The sequence below is a fragment of the Micromonospora sp. DT63 genome (genome assembly GCF_049841615.1).
Taxonomy (GTDB): Bacteria; Actinomycetota; Actinomycetes; order Mycobacteriales; family Micromonosporaceae; genus Micromonospora.
This window is the reverse complement of record NZ_JBNCKQ010000004.1, coordinates 379,494-397,185: the sequence shown is the minus strand read 5'-3', so window position 1 is coordinate 397,185 and position 17,692 is coordinate 379,494. Positions and strand designations below refer to the sequence as shown.

The window sequence follows — 17,692 nt, the reverse complement described above, 5'->3', positions numbered from 1 at the left end:
GCCCACAGCCCTCCGCCCTCCCGCCCTCCGCCCTCCCGCGCCGATCTTGCACTTTCTGTCCCCGCATTACGCTCCAATCGGGCATATCTGCGACAGAAAGTGCAAGATCGGCGGAGGGAGGGGTGGGGGTAGCACTGGGAGGGGTGGTTTGGGGGTTTTCCACAGGGCGGATTGTTTTCCACAGGCGGGACGCCGGGGGTCTCGTTGAGGGTCCGGGGTGGCCAGCCTGCTCGGTATGGCTATTCAGTTGTGGCGGACGGACGCGTTGGTGCGGGACCTCACCATCAGACGAATCCGTACCCGGCTCGGTCGTGAGGAACTGCTTCGAGTCCGAAGGGGCGTCTATGCCGACCAGCCCTGCGACGAGGATGACGAACTGCGTGCGCTGATGCTGCGCCTCCCCGACGAGGCCATGCTGGCGAGGCAGAGTGCTGCCCGCAGACACGGCTTCGGCGTTCTGCGGGAAGACCTGGTACATGTCCAGCTGCCTGCCTCGGTGCCGAAGCCGCGCCTTCCCGGCGTCGTCGTGCACCGGACGGTGCTACCCGTTCGACCGGTCCTGGTCAGGGGCCTGCCCTGTGTCCCCGCGGCCCGCTGCGCCGTCGACCTGGCGCGTGCCGCTCGGCGGCTCGACGCCCTGCCGGTGCTCGACGCGGCGCTCCGGTCGGGCGTGGTGAGCCAGGATGATCTGCTGGCGGAGGTTTCGGCCCACGCTGCCCTGCGGGGCGTCCGGCAAGCCCGGAGTCTCATCGCGTTGGCGGACGGTCGGGCCGAGTGTCGGCAGGAAAGCCAACTGCGACTGATCCTGATCGACGGCGGGCTTCCACCGCCCGAGCCGCAACTGTGGGTCACCGACCGGTTCGGGATCCGCCTCTACCGGCTCGACCTGGGATACCGGGAGAGGCGAGTTGGCGTTGAGTACGACGGACTGTCGCACCTGGACCGCGATCGTCTCCGCCATGACCGCGAGCGGGTCAACTGGTTGGATGCGGCCGGCTGGCGTATGCGCTACTTCACCGACCGCGACCTCTACCGCCGCCCCCACCACGTAATAGCCACCGTCCGAACGGCCCTGTCCTAACCCCCAACCCGCCGATCTTGCACTTTCTGTCCCGACCAATGACCACAACAGCGACATTTGAGCGACACAAAGTGCAAGATCGGCGGGGGTTGGGGGGCGGCGGGAGGGCGGGGCTGGTGAACGGTTTTGGGGTGCTTTCCGTATCAGGCGGTGAAGGACACCACCGAGGACGGGAGTGACGGCGATGAGGGTGCAGCGCAGGCACGTGCTGGCGGCGACCGTGGCGGTGGTCGCCGCGGCGGGCGTGGCGGTGGGGACCGGGTTCGGGTTCGCCGATACCGCTCCGGCACGGTCGTCCGTCTGCTCCGGATCGGTCACGTTCTCGGCGGAGGCCGGGGCGCCGGCGGCGACCAGCGACCGGTTCCCGGTGGGCACGCGGTTGCGGGTGACGAACCTGGACAACAACCGTACGGCCACGGTGACGGTGACCGGCCCGTCGGGCAGTTGTGTGCTGCTCAACTCCGCCGCCATGGAGCTGGTCCGCGAGCCGGGCAAGAACGTGATCCGCCGCAACGTGGTGGAGAAGCTGGAGGGCGCGGTGGCCCAGCCTGCCCCCGGTTCGGTCCGTCCGGGTGCCGCCTCGCCCGGCGTGCCGGGCCCGCCGCCCCGTTCGGCCTGCTCCGGCGCGATCACCTTCTTCGCCGAGAACGCCGCGCCGGCGGCGACCAGCGGGCAGTTCCCGGTCGGTACGCGGCTGCGGGTGACCAACCTGGACAACAACCGGGCCACCACCGTGACGGTGACCGGCCCGTCGGGCAGTTGCGTGCTGCTCAACACCGCCGCCATGGACCAGATCCGCGAGCCGGGGAAGAACCTGGTCCGCAACAACACCGTCGAGGTTCTGCGCTGACGTGAGTGGAGGGGCCCGACGTGGGCCCCTCCACACGGTCAGCCGAACGCCGCGTCGAGGATGTCGGCGCCGCGGGCGAGGTGCTCGTCGGAGATCACCAACGGCGGCAGGAAGCGCAGCACGTTGCCGTACGTGCCGCAGGTCAGGGTGAGCAGGCCGGCGGCGTGGCACGCGGCCGAGATGGCCGCCGTGGCGGTCGGGTCGGGGACGAGGGAGCCGGGCTGGACCAGTTCCACGGCGAGCATCGCGCCGCGCCCGCGTACCTCGGCGATGCGCGGGTCCCGCTCGGCGATGGCGCGGAGCCGGGGCGCCAGCACGGACTCGATCCGGCGGGCCGCGCCGGCGAGGTCCAGCTCATGCATGGTCTCGATGGTGGCCAGCGCGGCGGCGCAGGCGATCGGGTTGCCGCCGTACGTGCCGCCGAGCCCGCCGACGTGCACCGCGTCCATCAGCTCGGCCCGACCGGTCACCGCAGCGAGGGGCAGGCCGCCGGCGATGCCCTTGGCCAGCGTGACCAGGTCCGGTTCGACGCCCTCGTGCTGGCAGGCGAACCAGTCGCCGGTACGGCAGAAGCCGGTCTGGATCTCGTCGGCGACGAAGACCACCCCGGCCGCCGTCGCCCAGTCGCGCAGCGCCGGCAGGAAACCCGGCGCTGGTACGACGAAACCGCCCTCGCCCTGGATCGGTTCGATGAGCAGCGCGGCGACGTTCTCCGCGCCGACCTGCTTCTCGACCATCTCGATCGCCCGTGCGGCCGCCTCGGCGCCGGAGAGCCGGCCGTCGCGCAGCGGGTACGACATCGGCACCCGGTAGATCTCCCCGGCGAACGGTCCGAACCGGTGCTTGTACGGCATGTTCTTCGCGGTCAACGCCATGGTCAGGTTGGTCCGGCCATGGTACGCGTGGTCGAACACCACCACCGCCGGTCGCCCGGTGGCGTGCCGCGCGATCTTGACGGCGTTCTCCACCGCCTCGGCCCCGGAGTTGAACAACGCCGAGCGCTTCTCGAACCCGCCCGGCGTCAGCGCGTTGAGCTGCTCGCACACCGCCACGTACGACTCGTACGGCGCGACCATGAAGCAGGTGTGGGTGAACCGTTCCACCTGCGCGCGGACCGCCTCGACCACCCTCGGCGCGGAGTTGCCGACGCTGGTGACGGCGATGCCGGCGGCGAAGTCGATCCACTCCCGGCCGTCGACGTCGGTGAGCGTGCCCCCGGATGCGGAGTCCACGTACGAGCCGATGACGCTGCCGACGCCCCGGGCGACGGCACCACTGCGACGCTTGTGCAGATCTTCCGAGGACGGCATGGCTCAGCCCTCGATGTTGTGCATGACGTGCTTGATCCGGGTGTAGTCCTCCAGGCTGTAGACCGAGAGGTCCTTGCCGTGCCCGGAGTGCTTGAAACCGCCGTGCGGCATCTCCGAGACGAACGGGATGTGCGTGTTCACCCAGACGCAGCCGAAGTCGAGCCGTCGCGTCATCCGCATCGCCCGCCCGTGGTCGCGCGTCCAGACCGACGCCGACAGGCCGTAGTCGACGCCGTTGGCCCAGCGCACCGCCTCGTCCTCGTCGGAGAAGCGCTGCACGGTGATGACCGGCCCGAACACCTCGTCCTGGATGATCTCGTCGGCCTGGCGCAGGCCGGAGACCACCGTCGGCGCGTAGAAGTAGCCGCGCTCACCCTGCCGGGATCCCCCGGTCTGGATCGCCGCGTGGTCGGGCAGCCGGTCCACGAAGCCACTGACCCGGGCGAGCTGGTTGGCGTTGTTCAGCGGGCCGTAGAGCACGTCCGAGTCGTCCGGTGCGCCGGTCTTCGTGTTGCGGGCCTGTTCGGCGAGCGCTGCCACGAAGTCGTCGTGGATGCCCGGCCCGGCCAGCACCCGGGTCGCCGCCGTGCAGTCCTGACCGGCGTTGAAGTAGCCGCCCAGCGCGATGGCCTCGGCCGCCGCAGCCACGTCCGCGTCGTCGAAGATCACCACCGGGGCCTTGCCGCCCAGCTCCAGGTGGGTGCGCTTCAGGTCGGTGGCCGCCGCGGCGGCCACCTCCATGCCCGCGCGGGTCGAGCCGGTGATCGACACGAGCTGTGGGGTCGGGTGCGACACGAGGGTACGACCGGTGTCCCGGTCACCGCAGACCACGTTGAACACACCCGGCGGGAAGAACTCGGCGGCGATCTCGGCGAGCAGCAGCGTCGACACCGGCGTGGTGTCCGACGGCTTGAGCACCACGGTGTTGCCGGCCGCGAGTGCCGGGGCGATCTTCCACACCGCCATCATCAGCGGGTAGTTCCACGGGGTCACCTGGGCGCAGACCCCGATCGGCTCGCGCCGCACGTACGAGGTGTGCCCGGCCAGGTACTCGCCGGCGGAGCGCCCCTCCAGCAGGCGGGCGGCCCCGGCGAAGAACCGGAACTGGTCCACCGCCGGCGGCAGCTCCTCCTCGGCGGTGAGCTGGCGCGGCTTGCCGGTGTTGCGGACCTCGGCGTCCACCAGGTCGGCCGCGCGCGCCTCCACGGCGTCGGCGAGCCTGAGCATCGCCTTCTGCCGCTCGGCCGGGGTGACCTCCCGCCAGCTCTCGAACGCGGTGGCGGCGGCGGTCATCGCCGCGTCGACGTCGGCAGCCCCGGAGGCCGGCGCCTGGGCGAACACCTCGCCGGTGCAGGGGTCGACCAGATCGGCGTACCCGCCGTCGGCCGGTTCGACGTAGGAGCCGTTGACGAAGTTGCGCAGCTGCTGCTGGTCACTCATGACGGGATCACTCCGAGGGGCCGGGGATGCGGTGTGCGGCGGTTATCGCAATCTTCCTGCCATCTTCGCTACTGAATTCGCGGCAGACAAGGGATGCGGCGACTGTTTCCGTCGGCTGTTGTCTCGTCTACGCTGCACGGCGTGGAGCCCGCTGACTTCTTCGTCGCCTCCCGTCCCGCCTCCGGCGAGGGCGAGCTGACCGTCCACCATCCGTACGACGGCCGGGCGGTGGGGCGTACCACATTTGCCACCCCTGACCAGGTCGACGCCGCCGTCGCGGCCGCGGCCGGTGTGGCCGCGCAGGCCGCGGCCCTGCCCGCGCACGCCCGCGCGGCGGCCCTGGACCACGTGTCGCGGCGGCTCGCCGAGCGTGCCGACGAGATCGCGGCGCTGATCACCGCCGAGAACGGCAAGCCGGTGAAGTGGGCGCGCGCCGAGGTTGGGCGGGCGGTGTCCACCTTCCGGTGGGCCGCCGAGGAGGCCCGGCGCTTCTCCGGGGAGCTGCAACGCCTCGACACCGACCCGGCGGCCTCCGGGCGGATCGCCCTGGTCCGGCGGGTGCCGAGGGGGCCGGTGCTCGGCATCGCACCGTTCAACTTCCCGCTCAACCTGGTCGCCCACAAGGTCGCGCCCGCCATCGCGGTCGGTGCGCCGATCATCGTCAAGCCGGCCCCGGCCACGCCGCTGTCCGCGCTGCTGCTCGGCGAACTGCTGGCCGAGACCGACCTCCCCGCCGGCATGTTCTCCGTGCTGCCGCTGCCCAACGACCGCGCCGCCGAACTGGTCGCCGACCCCCGGCTGCCGGTCGTGTCGTTCACCGGGTCGGGGCCGGTCGGCGCGGCCATCCGCCGCCAGGTGCCGGACAAGCACGTGACGTTGGAGCTGGGTGGCAACGCGGCGGCGGTGCTCTGCGCGGATTGGACCGCCGACGAGGACCTGGACTTCGCCGCGCAGCGCATCGCCACGTTCGCCAACTACCAGGCCGGCCAGTCGTGCATCGCCGTGCAACGCGTGTACGTGCACCACGCGCTGCACGCCGACTTCCTGCCCCGGCTGGTCGCGGCGGTACGCGCCCTGCGCACCGGAGATCCCGCCTCGGAGTTGACCGACGTCGGGCCGATGGTGTCGAAGGAGGCGGCCCGCCGGGTCGAGACGTGGGTGGCGGAGGCGGTCGCGGCCGGCGCCACAGTCGAGGTGGGCGGCGTGCGCGACGGCGCCACGTACCCCCCGACCGTCCTCAGCGGCGTGCCGGCCGACGCCAAGGTCGTCGCCGAGGAGGTGTTCGGGCCGGTGCTCGTGGTCACCCCGGTCGCCGACGACCAGGCCGCGTTCGCCGCGGTCAACGACTCGGCGTACGGGTTGCAGGCCGGCGTGTTCACCCGGCGCCTGGACGTGGCCTTCGCCGCCGCGCGGACGCTGGAGGTGGGCGGCGTGATCGTCGGCGACGTGCCGTCGTACCGGGCCGACCAGATGCCGTACGGCGGGGTGAAGGGCAGCGGCGTCGGCCGGGAGGGACTGCGCAGCGCGATGGACGACTACACCGAGGCGCGGGTCATGGTGCTGACCGGGTTAGCGCTCTAGGGCCAGTTCTTACGAAACAGGCCCTAGCTCGGGTCGGCCGGCCAGGTGCCGTCGTCGCCGACCCGGGCGGGCGCGCGGCCGAGCAGCAACGTGGTGAGCGCGGCGTCGATGGTGTCGCCGAGGAACCACTCGCCGGCCTGGTCGAGGGCGAAGACCCGGCCGCGCTCGTCGACGGCGAGGATGCTGTCCTGCTGCTCGGTGCCGATCGGAAAGAGTCGTACGCCGAGCACCGCGCCGAAGTCCGCGAGGGTGTCGGCGGTGTGCGCGATGGCGTGCGGGCGGATGTCGAAGCGCGAGATCCACACGTGCGCGCCCGGGCCCCGCCGCGCGCCGACCAGGCTGGGGAACGCGGTCAGCGCCTCCACTGCGGCGGGAAAGACCTCGTGCCGGTGGACGGCCCCCGGCACGGCGGTGACGTCCCGCACGCCGGCGGCGGCCATGATCTGGTCACCGATGTGCGGTCGCCAGCCCGCCGCCACCAGCGCGTTGGCCACCTCGGGTGGAAAGCGGCCCGGGTCCGGGTCCGGCTCCGCCGGTGCGAGCCACGTCTCGGTGTAGGCCCGCGCCGACTCCGGCAGCATGTTGGCGCTGACCAGAAACGAGACGCACGAGTCGCAGGGTCGCTCGGCGGCGCCACCGGCCGGGTCACCCGGCTCGCGGATCCGGAAGATCTCGAAGCGCGCCGCCCCCAGCAGGGCACCCGCCTCGGCCCGCCCCATCGGCGCGATGCCGTCGGCGGCCCGACGGTGGTCGTACTCGTGCAGCACGTCGGAGACCACGATCAACTCGGCGTGACACTCGACGCCGCGGACCAGCTCGCCCGGGGGTTGCTCGTCCAGGTAGCCACGGACGAGCGGGTGGTGGTTCAGCGCGACCGCGCCCTTCGTGCCCTGGGCCGTCCAGATGCGACCGTCGAGGGTCAGGTGTGCCACCGTGTTCGGCGTCGGGGCTCGACGGATCTCCCGGATCAGCAGGCTCGACGCGTCGACGGTGCGGGGGGCGGTCGGCCCGCTGGGCTGACTGCGCCGGTACAGATCCGCCACGACCTCGCTGGGCACACGCGGCCAGGTGGTGACCTTCCCGGTCCGCCTGTCGATGACTGTCGTCGGCAGATCGCCGGGGATCGCCCGCACCCCGTTCGACACGATCGAGGTGACGACGAAACCGAGGTCGAACTCGTCGACCACCGGAGTGCACTCGTGGCCGAGGCGCTGCGAATCCCGCCTCGCCCACGCGGAAGCGAGCTGCTCGGCCTGCTGACGGTCGATCACACATCGAAACTACCGGACTACACGAATCGATGGCGGCCGGTATGGTCTCGGATACCGACGGTGACGGGAGGAGCGGCGGTGAGCGAACGCGTGGACCGGGACGCCAATCGCGAGCTACGAGCCCGATTCGACGACGTGTACGGCCAGTATCAGCAGCTCAGGTCCGGTCTGGACACTCTGCAGGCGCGACTCGCGCAACTGCGGGTGACCCGCCGCTCGCCGGACGGCCACGTCACGGCGACCGTCGGCGCGCAGGGTCAGTTGGTCGAGGTCGTCCTGGCTCCGGCGATCTACCGGGACCGCGACGCGGAGGCGCTGAGCCGGAAAGTTACCGAAACGGTCCACGCTGCCGTGGCCGCCGCCACGCAGGCCACCCAGGACCTGGTCGCCGACACCATGCCGGCCGGCGCCGGCTCGGCGGACTTCCTGCGTACCGGCGATTTCGGCGCGTTGCTCGGCCGCGCCGACGCCGTGCTCCGCCGCGGCGAGGGGCCGGCATGACCGACGGTCAGCTGTGGCTCGACGCGTCCCGGGCCCGGCGCGGTGGCGCCGACCTGGCCCTGTCCGGCGAGGCGGTGACGGCCAGCCGGGCAGCCGAGGGCGGTGAGATCGAGGCCGCCAGCGGCGCCCGCCCGTGGGGGCGGGACGACATCGGCGCCGCGTTCGAGCGGAACTACCGGGGCATCGAGCAGACCGTGCTGCGCGCCTGGGCGGGTGTCGGGCAGCGGCTCACCGAGCTGGGCGCCGACGTGGTCAGCGCCGTCGACGCGAGCGTGCAGACCGACCAGAGCAGCGCCGCCCGGCTCGACCGGGCCGCCGACCAGCGCTGACGGCGGGTCGATCTGGATGAGCGTGCTGCCCAGCCCGATCCCGCACCCGCTGGACTACGCGCCCTGGGACGTCCCCGGCTGGATCTACGAGGCCCTCGACTGGGCGGTAGGCGTGCAGTGGCCCGAGGGGAACGAACGGGCCGTCTGGGACGTCGCCGACCGGTGGTACGCGGTAGCCGGCGTCCTCGCCGGTCCGCACGCCGACGCCGCCGCGGCCGCTTCCGAGGTACGCAGCGGATACGGCGGTGTCGGAGCCGTCGACGCCGCGTTCGAGGCGGCCTGGCGTGGGATCGCCGAGGGCGATGACGCGCCCCTGCCGGTGCTCCTCGCGGTCACCGCCGACCTCGGCCGACTGGTCGAGGAGTGCGGCTGCGACATCGAGGGCGCCAAGCTCGAAGTCTGGATCGAGCTGGGCATCCTCGTCATCGAGCTGCTCTCGGTGGCGGTGGCGGCGCTGCTCACCGCGGGTGCCGCATCCCCGGCCGCCGGTGCGGCCATCACCGCCACCCGGCTGCTGATCCAGCAGATCTTCAAGCGTCTCATGGGCCAGCTGGCGAGCAAGGCGCTGCGGCGCGGGCTCAAGGAGGCCGGCGAGCGCGCCGCCAAGGAGATCGCCAAGGGTGGCGTGCGCGGCCTCGCCAAGCGAGCCACCCGGGAAGGTCTGGAGGAGGCGGCCGAGGAGTCCGGGATCAGCCTGGCCACCCAGGCGTACCAGAACTCCACGGGCCGGGCGCGCGGCGTGGACCTGACCGACCTGGGCGCGTCGGCGGTCGGCGGGCTCGCCGGGGGAGCGGTCGCGCCGCTGGCCGGCCTGGGCCGCCACGCGACCGGCCGCGCCGCGCGCATCGGCGAGCACCTGGGTCGGGAGATGACCGGCGAGATGTTCGCCGAGAGCGCCGCCAGCGTCGCCACCGGGCAGGGCCTGACCTCGGTGGAGGACGCGGTACGCGCCGCCGCGTCCGGTGCCACCGGATCGGCGACCGGGCAGACCGACCACGCCCTGCAGGCCCGGCTGCACGCGCAGGCCAACGCCCTCGCCGGAGCGGCCTTCACCGGACAGTCCCTTCCGATCCCCGCCGCGCCTTCGATGGATGCCCCGCCCCCGGAGCTCACGGCGTCCTCGCCGGTGCCTCCGGCGTCGCCGGCCGCGTCCGCCCCGGGGCCTGGGGCGGCGGATGGCGTCCACCACGCGGGGGTGGACGTTGTCGGGTCGCCGGTGCCGGCAGCACCCGACGCGACGTCGTCAGGCGTCGGGCACGGCACGAATCCGGCGCTCTCCGCTGTCGCGGCGGACCCCACGCTCTCGGCAGTCGCGGCGGATCCCGCGCTCTCGGCAGTCGCGGCCCCCGGGCTTTCCGCTGTCGGGGCCGATCCCGTGCTGTCGGCGGTCACCGCGCCCGTGGCCGGCGCCGTTGACCCGACCGGCGGGCCGGTGGCGGGTGCCGGGCCGACGGAGGGTGGCGGGCCGGCGCTCGGCACGTCGCAGGGGATCGCCTCGGGTGCGGTCACCCCGGGCACCAACGGGACGGTTGCCGTGTCTCCGTCGACCGGCCCGTCGTCGGCTTCCGTGCCTCTGTCGACCGGCCCGTCGTCGGCTTCCGTGCCTCTGTCGACCGGCCCGTCGGCGGGGGGCGTTTCCTCGTCGGCGGCCGCGAGCACGGTGGGGGTGGCGCCGCCTGCCGCGTCCGCCGGTCCCGCCTCGACAGTCGCCCCCGGTACGGCTTTTCCACCCACGTCCACCGGTACGACGCCCGATGCCGGCGGCCGGCCCGGTGGGGTCGTGACCGGGACGGGCGGTGGCACGGTCCCCGGTGCCGCGGTGGGCCGGCACGCCGCGCCCACGCGATTGCCGACGCGGGAAGCGCCCGCGCCTGCCCGCGTACCTCGTCAACGGGCCCGCGGCCGGGCCTCGGTTCCCGTCGACGTGCTGGCGTTCGGCGATCCGTCGGTGTCCGTGGCCGAGAACGACGGGTACGCCGCCCGGTGGGTGGCCGAGGCGGAGGCTGCCGAGCGGCGGCGCTACCAGGGCCACTACGAGTCGCAGCGCACCGGCTTCGAGAACAATCGCCGGCAGGCCGAGGCCACCCGTATGCGGACCCGCGCCGCGGAGCACGACCGCAGGGCTGTCGAGTACGCGAGCTACGCCCGACAGTTGCACCAGGCGGGGCACCGGCAGTGGGCCGACGGCTGGCAGCGGGCCGCGAACGACGAGACACGCGCGTACGCCCAATGGCGTGACCTGGCCGACGACGTGCTGGCGGGCATCAGGGCGCCGGCTGTCGTGGACATCGCCGACGGCGCGTTCGCGTACGCCAACAACGATGTGGGCGCGCTCGCGCTGGGTGCGGTGGAGACCGCCGGCCCGTCCCGGCTCACCGGCGACGACGTACCCCCGCCGATCGACGACTCCCGGCCGTACGGGCAGCCGGGCGGGCTCCGGCCTCCGCTCGCCCTGCACCAGGTCGACGTCGAACGGCAGATGCCCCGCGACCTCGACGGCGCTGTCAGGCGTACCGCAGACCCCCGCCGGGGCGGCTGGTTCCGCCTCCTGAACGACGGCGGCCCCCAGGCGGACGCCACCCGGGGCATCAACTGCCTGGACTGCACCCTGTCGCTCTTCGAAACCTGGGTGCACGGGCGGCCGCGGGTGTCCGCGCCGCGCACCTTCGACGGCTACCTGAACGGCGACACCCGACGTCCGATCCGCGGTGAGGCGGGTGGTCCGGGCCGGGTGGAGGACGTGACCGGCGGCCGTTTCCAGCGCGTCCTCGCCCCGCCGTCGGGCCAACGGGCACACCCGGCGCAGGCGCGGCAGGCCGCCGACCGGGGGTACGCCAACCTGCACGACCAACTGCTGCTGGGCGGCCACGGCAGCTATGCGTTCCTGATCACCGAGTGGGCGGGCGGCGGCTCGCACGCCTGGGTGGCGCTCAACCAGAACGGCACGGTGCTCTACGTCGACCCGCAGACCGGCCTCGTCCGGGACCGACCGCTCTACCCGGACGTGGTCGGCATCGACGCACTCGTGCTGGGCGGAGACGGCCGGCCGATGCCGCTCGGCGGGCTGCCCCGAGGCCGGTTCAGTGAACGTCCCGACCTGCCGACCCACCCACCGGCGTACGACGACGGCGGCCACGGCGATCCGTACATCAACCGCATGCACCTGCTGCTGGACGGGCCGGGCTCGGCGCAACACCCCACTGTGCCGGACAGCGGCGGAGCCGAGCCAGGTAGGCCGGAGTCATCGGCAGATGAACTGAACCAGCTCACGCCAGCTGAGCTGGCAGGGCTGACCGAACTACGTGATCGTGCACTTGCTGCTGCCGATCCTGTTGAGGACGCGTTGATTCAGGTCGGGCGGGACGTGTCGGAGGCCATGCGCCTCAGCGAGCGGGTGCAGCTGCGCGACCGTGAGTTCCGCGTCAAGGGGATTGAATCGCTGGCACGGAAGTACCTGGACGAGACCCGCGGTTTGTCCATCGGGGTCGAGGAGTTCGCGGAGACCGTCAATGATGTTCTGAGGTTCTTGTTCGAGGTGCCGTCCGGGACAGGGTATGGACGCGCCGTCCAGCTGATACTCGCGGGTCTCGTGGAATCAGGGTTCTCCGTACCCCGGTCTTCCCTCAAAAATTTTTGGCGGGCAGGCAACAGGTTTTACGGTTTCAACAGCACTCTCCGCTCGCCCGACGGATTCCTCTTGGAACTGCAGTTCCACACGCGGGAATCGAGGGAAGCGTGGCGGCAGACCCATGGTGACTACGAGATTCTACGGCGGTCTTCGAGCCGGCCGGAAGCCCATGTGCAAGCGTTTCTGCGGATGCTTGCACTCAACCGTGAGCGCGGGTTGCCAGAGAGCGTGCCACCCGGCTTGGAGAACCATTTCCCGCCGAAGGACGCCAGTCTCGCGAGGTGGATCAGCCGAAATGTGGGATCCTGGTCGACGTACCGAGACTGGCTTGATGCTCAGGGCAAAGACTTCTCGCAGGTAGTGCAAGAATCGGGCCTGAAGCGTAGGGATTTCCCTGTGGCCGAGGACGTGGCTCGTGAGTTGGAGAGGGATCTTGTTGACGTATTACGTAATCTACCGGAATGACGAGCGAACGGGAGGGCCGGCTGGATTGTTCGTGATGAGTTCGGACGCTGGCAAGGCACTGCTCTGGGATCATCGAGTCGGTGATTGGGTCGTCGACACAGATCTGGTCCTGCGCTTCATCAACAATCTTGGAAACATCGACCGCTTCGAGACGGTCGATCGAGCGCAGGCCGAAAGTGTGGCTGACGTCGTCACGGGTGGGAGGGCCCTGCCGGACGAGCATGGCCTACGCGCGTTGTTCGCCGCACACTCGCATGGCGGGCCCCAGGCATCCCCCGACCTTGACTGAAGTGGGAGTTCGGCTCAGCTCGCACTACCGTCCGCGATCACCAATGATGCTTCTGGAAGACGCTGGTCAGAGCGAGAAGGTGGGCGCACGGACGGTTGCCGGGGTGGACGGGTATCGACAAGAGTCGCCGTATGGCTGACGCACGCGCCGAGGCGGCGACCTCCGACGGCGAACCCACGCGGACCTTCGGTTGGTCGTACCTGTTCGTTCATCCGGACGATGACCCGCGCTCGGATGGCAACTTCGCCGACGAGCGGACGGTGCTCGTCGAGTATCTGCGCGACCAGCGCCTGACGTTCGAGCTCAAGTGTGACGGCCTGGACGCCGAGCAGTTGGCCCGGCGGGCGGTGCCGCCGTCGACGATGTCGCTGCTCGGTCTGATCCGGCATCTGGCCGAAGTGGAGCGTGGCTGGTTCCGCAGGACGATGGCGGGGCAGGTCGCGCCCAAGTTGTACTGCTCGGACGACGATCCCGACGGCGACTTCGACGGCGCGGTGGCCGACCCGGTCGTGGTGGACGAGGCGTACCGGGCGTGGCGTACGGAGGTCGAGTTCTCCGAGCGGTTCGTCGCCGAGGCGGCGGATCTGGACGTGCAGGGGCGGCAGCGGGAGGGCAACGTCATCGTGCTCCGCAGGCTGCTGGTGCACATGATCGAGGAGTATGCGCGGCACAATGGCCACGCCGATCTCCTGCGTGAGCGTATCGACGGAAGGGTGGGTCAGTGATGGCTGAAGGGTTCGACATCCGATTGACGCGGGCGCAGGAGCGCTACGAGCAGGCGGTCTTCGGCGGCGACGCGAAGTCGTTGGACGAGGCGGAGCGTGATCTGGTGGCGTTGGAGGCGGACACGGCGCTGGCCCGGGGTCGGCTCCTGCACGCGCGCTTCCTGGAGACCGGCGCGGAGGACGCCGCCGAGCTGTCGCTCTTCGAGCGGGCGGCGCAGCTCTACCGCGAGCTGGGTGACCCTCGCGGCGAGGGGGAGTCGCTGTTCTGGGTGGGCACGGTCCACCAGGTGATCCGCGGGGACCAGGCGGCAGCCGACCCGGCCTTCGCGCGGGCGCGTGAGCTGGCGACCGAGGCGGGCGACGAGCTGACCCTGTCGTACGTGCTGCGGCACCTCTGCTTCGGTGAGCAGGCAGCCGGTCGGGTCGACGCGGCGCGGGGGTTGCTGGAGGAGTCGACGCGGTTGCGCCGGAAGCTGTCGTTCACCCCGGGAGTTGCGGCGAATCTGATCGGGCTGGCGGACCTGGCGGCGACCGACGGTGACCGGGACGCCGCGCGTGGCCTGCTCGACGAGGCTGCCTCCCTGGCCACCGGCAGCGGTGCGCACGGTGTTGCCCGGTGGGTCGAGGAGGCCCGCGACGAGCTGAAACTCGCCTGACAGCGGTCGGGCGGGCGCGTTCCGGGGTCTGGACGGTCGGTCCGGGCCGGAGATCCGGCGCCGGCGCGGCGAACCGTGCGACGGCGGTCCACGTGGTCGGTGGTGCGGATTGGCATCGCGACACACTCACCGACGGGGCTTCGCCGAGGATGATCGACTCGACATCGCCGATAGTGGGGTGTCCGAGGCCGTGGGATGCCCCGATATCGCCGAAACCGAGTGGATCAAGGGTGAGTGCTCATGACGCCGGGTCTGGGGCTCGCGCCGCGCACGGTGGCGGAGGCGGTGGCCGTACAGGAGGAGTTGCGGCCGCTCGTCGACCTGGTCGGGCCGGGTCCGGCCGCGCCCGCGACGGTGGCCGGCCTGGACGTCGCGTACGACGAGAGCGGTGACCTCCTCGCGGCGGCCGTGACCGTGCTGGACGCCCGGACGCTGGCCGTGGTGGATTCCGCGGTCAGCGTGGGCCGGCCGTCGTTCGGTTACGTGCCGGGGCTGTTCGCCTTCCGCGAGCTGCCGGCTCTGCTCGCCGCCCTGGACACGTTGACGACGATGCCGGACCTGCTCGTCTGCGACGGGCACGGTGTGGCTCATCCGCGCCGGTTCGGGCTCGCCTGTCACCTCGGGGTGGTCACCGGCCTGCCGGCGATCGGCGTGGGCAAGACGCCGCTGGTCGGCGAGTGGGATCCACCGGCCGCCGAGCGGGGTGCCTGGTCGGCGCTGCGCGACGGGGGTGAGGTCGTGGGTCGGGTGCTGCGGACCCGGGACGGCGTGAAGCCGGTCTTCGTGAGCGTCGGGCACCGGATGAGCCTGGACAACGCGACAGCGCAGGTGCTCGCGTTGGCGCCGCGCTACCGCCTGCCCGAGACGACCCGTACCGCCGACCGGCTCTGCCGTGCCGCCCTCGCCGGGAGCACACGTCCGGGTCGGTCGTAAACCGTAACGCCGCACACATGCGGGCCGCTCTATGACAGGTGGCGGGGGTGGCCCGGTAGTAGCCTGGCCGCGAACCCCACCCGGGGAGGAACGGTGAGGTGATCATGACGGTGCGTCGACGCGCGGCACGGCTCGCGACGGTCTGCGGTCTGCTGGTCGGCCTGGTGATGCTCGGTGCGTCACCCGCGCTGGCCGACGACGACTCGGTCCGTGTGGGGTCGGCCAGCAGCTTCGCCGCCGGGGGCTCGGCCCAAGGGGTGAACGTCGCGGTGCGCAAGCGCTCCGGCGGCTGCGTCCTGCTGCGTACCGCCCTGGGTCTGAGCCTTGAGGGTCTCCAGCCGAACCAGGTGGCGGTCCAGGTGAACGTGGGCGGGCGTTGGGTCCCGGTGGCTGTCGGTGGCGGTGGCGGCAACGTCGAGACCGGGCAGACCGCACCGGCGAAGCCGATCCTGTGCAAGGGCAAGGGCATCACCATGCGGTATCGGGTGGCGTTCGGCGCCGACGCGCCGGGCGGTCAGCTCCGCGTGACAGGTGTGGGTCTCACCGCGGCCGGCCAGCAGTTGGGGCACGGCATCGACGCGGCGAAGGTCACCGGGCGGCTCTCCGCGCCGCCCACGCCGACGCCGTCGAAGAAGCCGACCCCGACCCCCAGCCCCACCGAGGTCGCGGCGGCCAGCGAGGTGGTGAACCCGGCCGCGCAGGGCCCGACGTCCGCCGCTCCCAGCGTGACCGCGGTGGCCGCCGAGTCCGGCGGAGGGTCACTGATCATGTTCTTCGGCATCGCGATGGTGGCGGTCGGCCTGCTGCTCATCGTGCTGCTGGTGCGCCGGTCCCGGCAGGACCGCACGTCGTCCGACGATCCCGGCCCGCTGCCGGGCAACCCCGGTGGCACCACCTACCGCTCCGGCGGTGGGTCACCGGCCGTGCCCGTGCAACCCGGCTCGGTGTACGGCCAGCAGCCGCCGGCCGCCGGCCAGGTGCCCCCGCCGCGTCCCGCCGGCGGAGGGGTCTACGGGGCGCGACCCGTGACGCCGACCCCGGACGCCACGCAACCGATGCCGGGTGCCCCGGCTGCTCCGGGTGCCCGATCGCTGCCCGGTGACCCGCCCGAGCCGCCCGACGGGGGCGATCACACCGTGTTCATGCCCCGGCTCCCCGGCTGAGCGGGGCCGGGCCGGGCCGCTCCGATACGCTCAGGTTCGTTGGGAACCTGCGGCCAAGGAGCGGAACTAGTGTCTGATCTGTCCCAGATCGTGAAGGCGTACGACGTCCGAGGGACGGTGCCGGACCAGTGGGACGAACGGGTCGCCGAGGCGCTCGGGGCCGCATTCACCCAGCTGCTCAACACCACTGACGAGCCCGGCGACGCGGTCGTCGTCGGGTACGACATGCGGGCCACCTCGCCCGGCCTGGCCGCCGCCTTCGCCGCGGGCGTACGCGCAGAGGGGCGCTCGGTGATCGAGATCGGCCTCGCCTCCACCGACCTGCTCTACTTCGCCTCCGGTTCGCTCGACCTGCCCGGCGCGATGTTCACTGCCAGTCACAACCCGGCGCAGTACAACGGCATCAAGATGTGCCGCTCCGGGGCCCGGCCGATCGGCCAGGACAGCGGGCTGGCGGAGATCCGGGAACGGGCGCAGGCCCTGCTGGACTCGGGGGCGTCGCGCCCGGCGGGCGAGCCGACCCGGCCGGCCGAGCGTCGTGACCTGCTTCCCGACTACGCCGCGTACCTGCGCAAGCTGGTCGACCTCTCCGGCATCCGGCCGCTGAAGGTGGTTGTCGACGCCGGCAACGGGATGGGTGGCTTCACCGTCCCCACCGTGCTCGGCGACGCCGCCCTGTCGGCCCTGCCGTTGGAGATCGTGCCGCTCTACTTCGAGCTGGACGGCACCTTCCCCAACCACGAGGCGAACCCGCTGGACCCGGCGAACCTGGTCGACCTCCAGCGCGCGGTGGTCGAGCACGGGGCCGACATCGGCCTGGCCTTCGACGGGGACGCCGATCGGTGTTTCGTGGTGGACGAGCGCGGCGAGCCGGTCTCGCCGTCGGCGATCACCGCGCTGGTCGCGGCACGCGAGCTGGCCAAGCACCCGGGCTCCACGGTGATCCACGGCCTGATCACCTCCAGCGCCGTCGCGGAGATCATCCGTGAGCACGGCGGGGAGCCGGTGGTCGCCCGGGTGGGGCACTCCTTCATCAAGGCGGAGATGGCCCGCACCAACGCCGTCTTCGGCGGCGAGCACTCCGCGCACTACTACTTCCGGGACTTCTGGTTCGCCGACACCGGAATGCTCGCCGCGATGCACACCCTGGCCGCCCTGGGCGAGCAGTCGCTGCCGCTGTCCGTGCTGGCTGGCGAGTACGAGCGCTACGTCGCCTCCGGCGAGATCAACTCGACGGTCTCCGACCAGGGCGCGGCGGTGGCCGAGGTGCGTGCCGCGTACCCGGACGCGACGGCCGACGAGATGGACGGGCTGACGCTGCGTTTTCCCGACGGCGCCTGGTTCAATCTGCGTGCCTCCAACACCGAGCCGCTGCTGCGGCTCAACGTCGAGGCGCCCACCCGCGAGCGGATGGTCTCGCTGCGGGACGAGGTGCTCGACCGCGTTCGCCGATAAGATCGCCTGCGCCGG

At 72.0% G+C, this 17,692-nt stretch carries 15 protein-coding genes; 12 read left to right on the top strand and 3 right to left on the bottom strand.

Translation table 11 applies throughout. From position 1 onward, the window contains the following. The first annotated feature begins 217 nt into the window (after positions 1-217). Positions 218-1,081, top strand: a complete 864-nt coding sequence (locus ACLQ27_RS17625; protein ID WP_425867659.1) for a DUF559 domain-containing protein — start codon at positions 218-220, stop codon at positions 1,079-1,081. Positions 1,082-1,265: 184 nt separating this feature from the next. Beyond that, the gene (locus tag ACLQ27_RS17620; RefSeq protein ID WP_425867658.1) at positions 1,266-1,931 is read left to right on the top strand and encodes a hypothetical protein; all 666 of its coding nucleotides are present in this window, start codon (positions 1,266-1,268) and stop codon (positions 1,929-1,931) included. Positions 1,932-1,969: 38 nt separating this feature from the next. On the opposite strand, the gene gabT is transcribed toward ACLQ27_RS17620, so the two are convergent. Together gabT and ACLQ27_RS17610 are read right to left on the bottom strand one after the other, a co-directional pair. Then, positions 1,970-3,241: a 4-aminobutyrate--2-oxoglutarate transaminase gene (gene gabT / locus ACLQ27_RS17615; protein WP_425867656.1), complete on the bottom strand. Its 1,272-nt coding sequence runs from the start codon at positions 3,239-3,241 to the stop codon at positions 1,970-1,972. Between the two features lie 3 nt (positions 3,242-3,244). Then, a complete protein-coding gene (locus tag ACLQ27_RS17610; RefSeq protein ID WP_425867654.1) occupies positions 3,245-4,681 on the bottom strand; it encodes a gamma-aminobutyraldehyde dehydrogenase in 1,437 nt (478 codons plus the stop codon). Positions 4,682-4,774: 93 nt separating this feature from the next. On the opposite strand from ACLQ27_RS17610, the gene ACLQ27_RS17605 reads away from it, so the two are divergent. Further along, on the top strand, positions 4,775-6,262 hold the full coding sequence (locus ACLQ27_RS17605) for an aldehyde dehydrogenase family protein (RefSeq protein WP_425867653.1): 1,488 nt from the start codon (positions 4,775-4,777) through the stop codon (positions 6,260-6,262). 23 nt (positions 6,263-6,285) lie between these two features. Here ACLQ27_RS17605 and ACLQ27_RS17600 read toward each other — a convergent pair whose 3' ends face one another. Continuing rightward, entirely contained in the window at positions 6,286-7,533 is a 1,248-nt protein-coding gene (locus ACLQ27_RS17600; protein ID WP_425867651.1) for an SUKH-3 domain-containing protein, read from the bottom strand. A gap of 78 nt (positions 7,534-7,611) precedes the next feature. On the opposite strand from ACLQ27_RS17600, the gene ACLQ27_RS17595 reads away from it, so the two are divergent. From ACLQ27_RS17595 to ACLQ27_RS17555, 9 genes are all read left to right on the top strand, one after another. Then, entirely contained in the window at positions 7,612-8,034 is a 423-nt protein-coding gene (locus ACLQ27_RS17595) for a YbaB/EbfC family nucleoid-associated protein (protein ID WP_425867649.1), read from the top strand. After that, the gene (locus tag ACLQ27_RS17590; protein WP_234587722.1) at positions 8,031-8,363 is read left to right on the top strand and encodes a hypothetical protein; all 333 of its coding nucleotides are present in this window, start codon (positions 8,031-8,033) and stop codon (positions 8,361-8,363) included. Before ACLQ27_RS17595 ends, ACLQ27_RS17590 begins: the two co-directional genes overlap by 4 nt. 16 nt (positions 8,364-8,379) lie before the next feature. Further along, a complete protein-coding gene (locus tag ACLQ27_RS17585) occupies positions 8,380-12,456 on the top strand; it encodes a toxin glutamine deamidase domain-containing protein (protein WP_425867647.1) in 4,077 nt (1,358 codons plus the stop codon). 31 nt (positions 12,457-12,487) lie between these two features. Then, positions 12,488-12,745 carry a hypothetical protein gene (locus ACLQ27_RS17580; RefSeq protein ID WP_425867645.1) on the top strand — a complete coding sequence of 86 codons (258 nt, stop codon included), beginning with the start codon at positions 12,488-12,490 and terminating at the stop codon, positions 12,743-12,745. Positions 12,746-12,876: 131 nt separating this feature from the next. Beyond that, positions 12,877-13,470 (top strand): DinB family protein, encoded by a 594-nt coding sequence (locus ACLQ27_RS17575; RefSeq protein ID WP_357573268.1) that lies wholly within the window; start codon positions 12,877-12,879, stop codon positions 13,468-13,470. After that, positions 13,470-14,126 carry a tetratricopeptide repeat protein gene (locus ACLQ27_RS17570; RefSeq protein ID WP_425867643.1) on the top strand — a complete coding sequence of 219 codons (657 nt, stop codon included), beginning with the start codon at positions 13,470-13,472 and terminating at the stop codon, positions 14,124-14,126. The genes ACLQ27_RS17575 and ACLQ27_RS17570 overlap by 1 nt, the downstream gene beginning before the upstream one ends. A 240-nt stretch (positions 14,127-14,366) precedes the next feature. Beyond that, positions 14,367-15,059, top strand: coding sequence for a deoxyribonuclease V (gene nfi, locus ACLQ27_RS17565; RefSeq protein WP_357493789.1), 693 nt, complete (start codon positions 14,367-14,369; stop codon positions 15,057-15,059). A 104-nt stretch (positions 15,060-15,163) separates the two neighbouring features. Next, positions 15,164-16,222: a hypothetical protein gene (locus ACLQ27_RS17560; protein WP_357573265.1), complete on the top strand. Its 1,059-nt coding sequence runs from the start codon at positions 15,164-15,166 to the stop codon at positions 16,220-16,222. Positions 16,223-16,291: 69 nt separating this feature from the next. Continuing rightward, positions 16,292-17,677 carry a phosphomannomutase/phosphoglucomutase gene (locus tag ACLQ27_RS17555; protein WP_425867641.1) on the top strand — a complete coding sequence of 462 codons (1,386 nt, stop codon included), beginning with the start codon at positions 16,292-16,294 and terminating at the stop codon, positions 17,675-17,677. The last annotated feature ends 15 nt before the right edge of the window (positions 17,678-17,692 follow it).

Coding starts and splice junctions, on each gene's coding strand:
- ACLQ27_RS17620 (WP_425867658.1), top strand. CDS start 1,266: ATGAGGGTGCAGCGCAGGCACGTGCTGGCGGCGACCGTGGCGGTGGTC.
- gabT (WP_425867656.1), bottom strand. CDS start 3,241: ATGCCGTCCTCGGAAGATCTGCACAAGCGTCGCAGTGGTGCCGTCGCC.
- ACLQ27_RS17610 (WP_425867654.1), bottom strand. CDS start 4,681: ATGAGTGACCAGCAGCAGCTGCGCAACTTCGTCAACGGCTCCTACGTC.
- ACLQ27_RS17605 (WP_425867653.1), top strand. CDS start 4,775: ATGCGGCGACTGTTTCCGTCGGCTGTTGTCTCGTCTACGCTGCACGGC.
- ACLQ27_RS17590 (WP_234587722.1), top strand. CDS start 8,031: ATGACCGACGGTCAGCTGTGGCTCGACGCGTCCCGGGCCCGGCGCGGT.
- ACLQ27_RS17585 (WP_425867647.1), top strand. CDS start 8,380: ATGAGCGTGCTGCCCAGCCCGATCCCGCACCCGCTGGACTACGCGCCC.
- ACLQ27_RS17575 (WP_357573268.1), top strand. CDS start 12,877: ATGGCTGACGCACGCGCCGAGGCGGCGACCTCCGACGGCGAACCCACG.
- ACLQ27_RS17570 (WP_425867643.1), top strand. CDS start 13,470: ATGGCTGAAGGGTTCGACATCCGATTGACGCGGGCGCAGGAGCGCTAC.
- nfi (WP_357493789.1), top strand. CDS start 14,367: ATGACGCCGGGTCTGGGGCTCGCGCCGCGCACGGTGGCGGAGGCGGTG.
- ACLQ27_RS17560 (WP_357573265.1), top strand. CDS start 15,164: ATGACGGTGCGTCGACGCGCGGCACGGCTCGCGACGGTCTGCGGTCTG.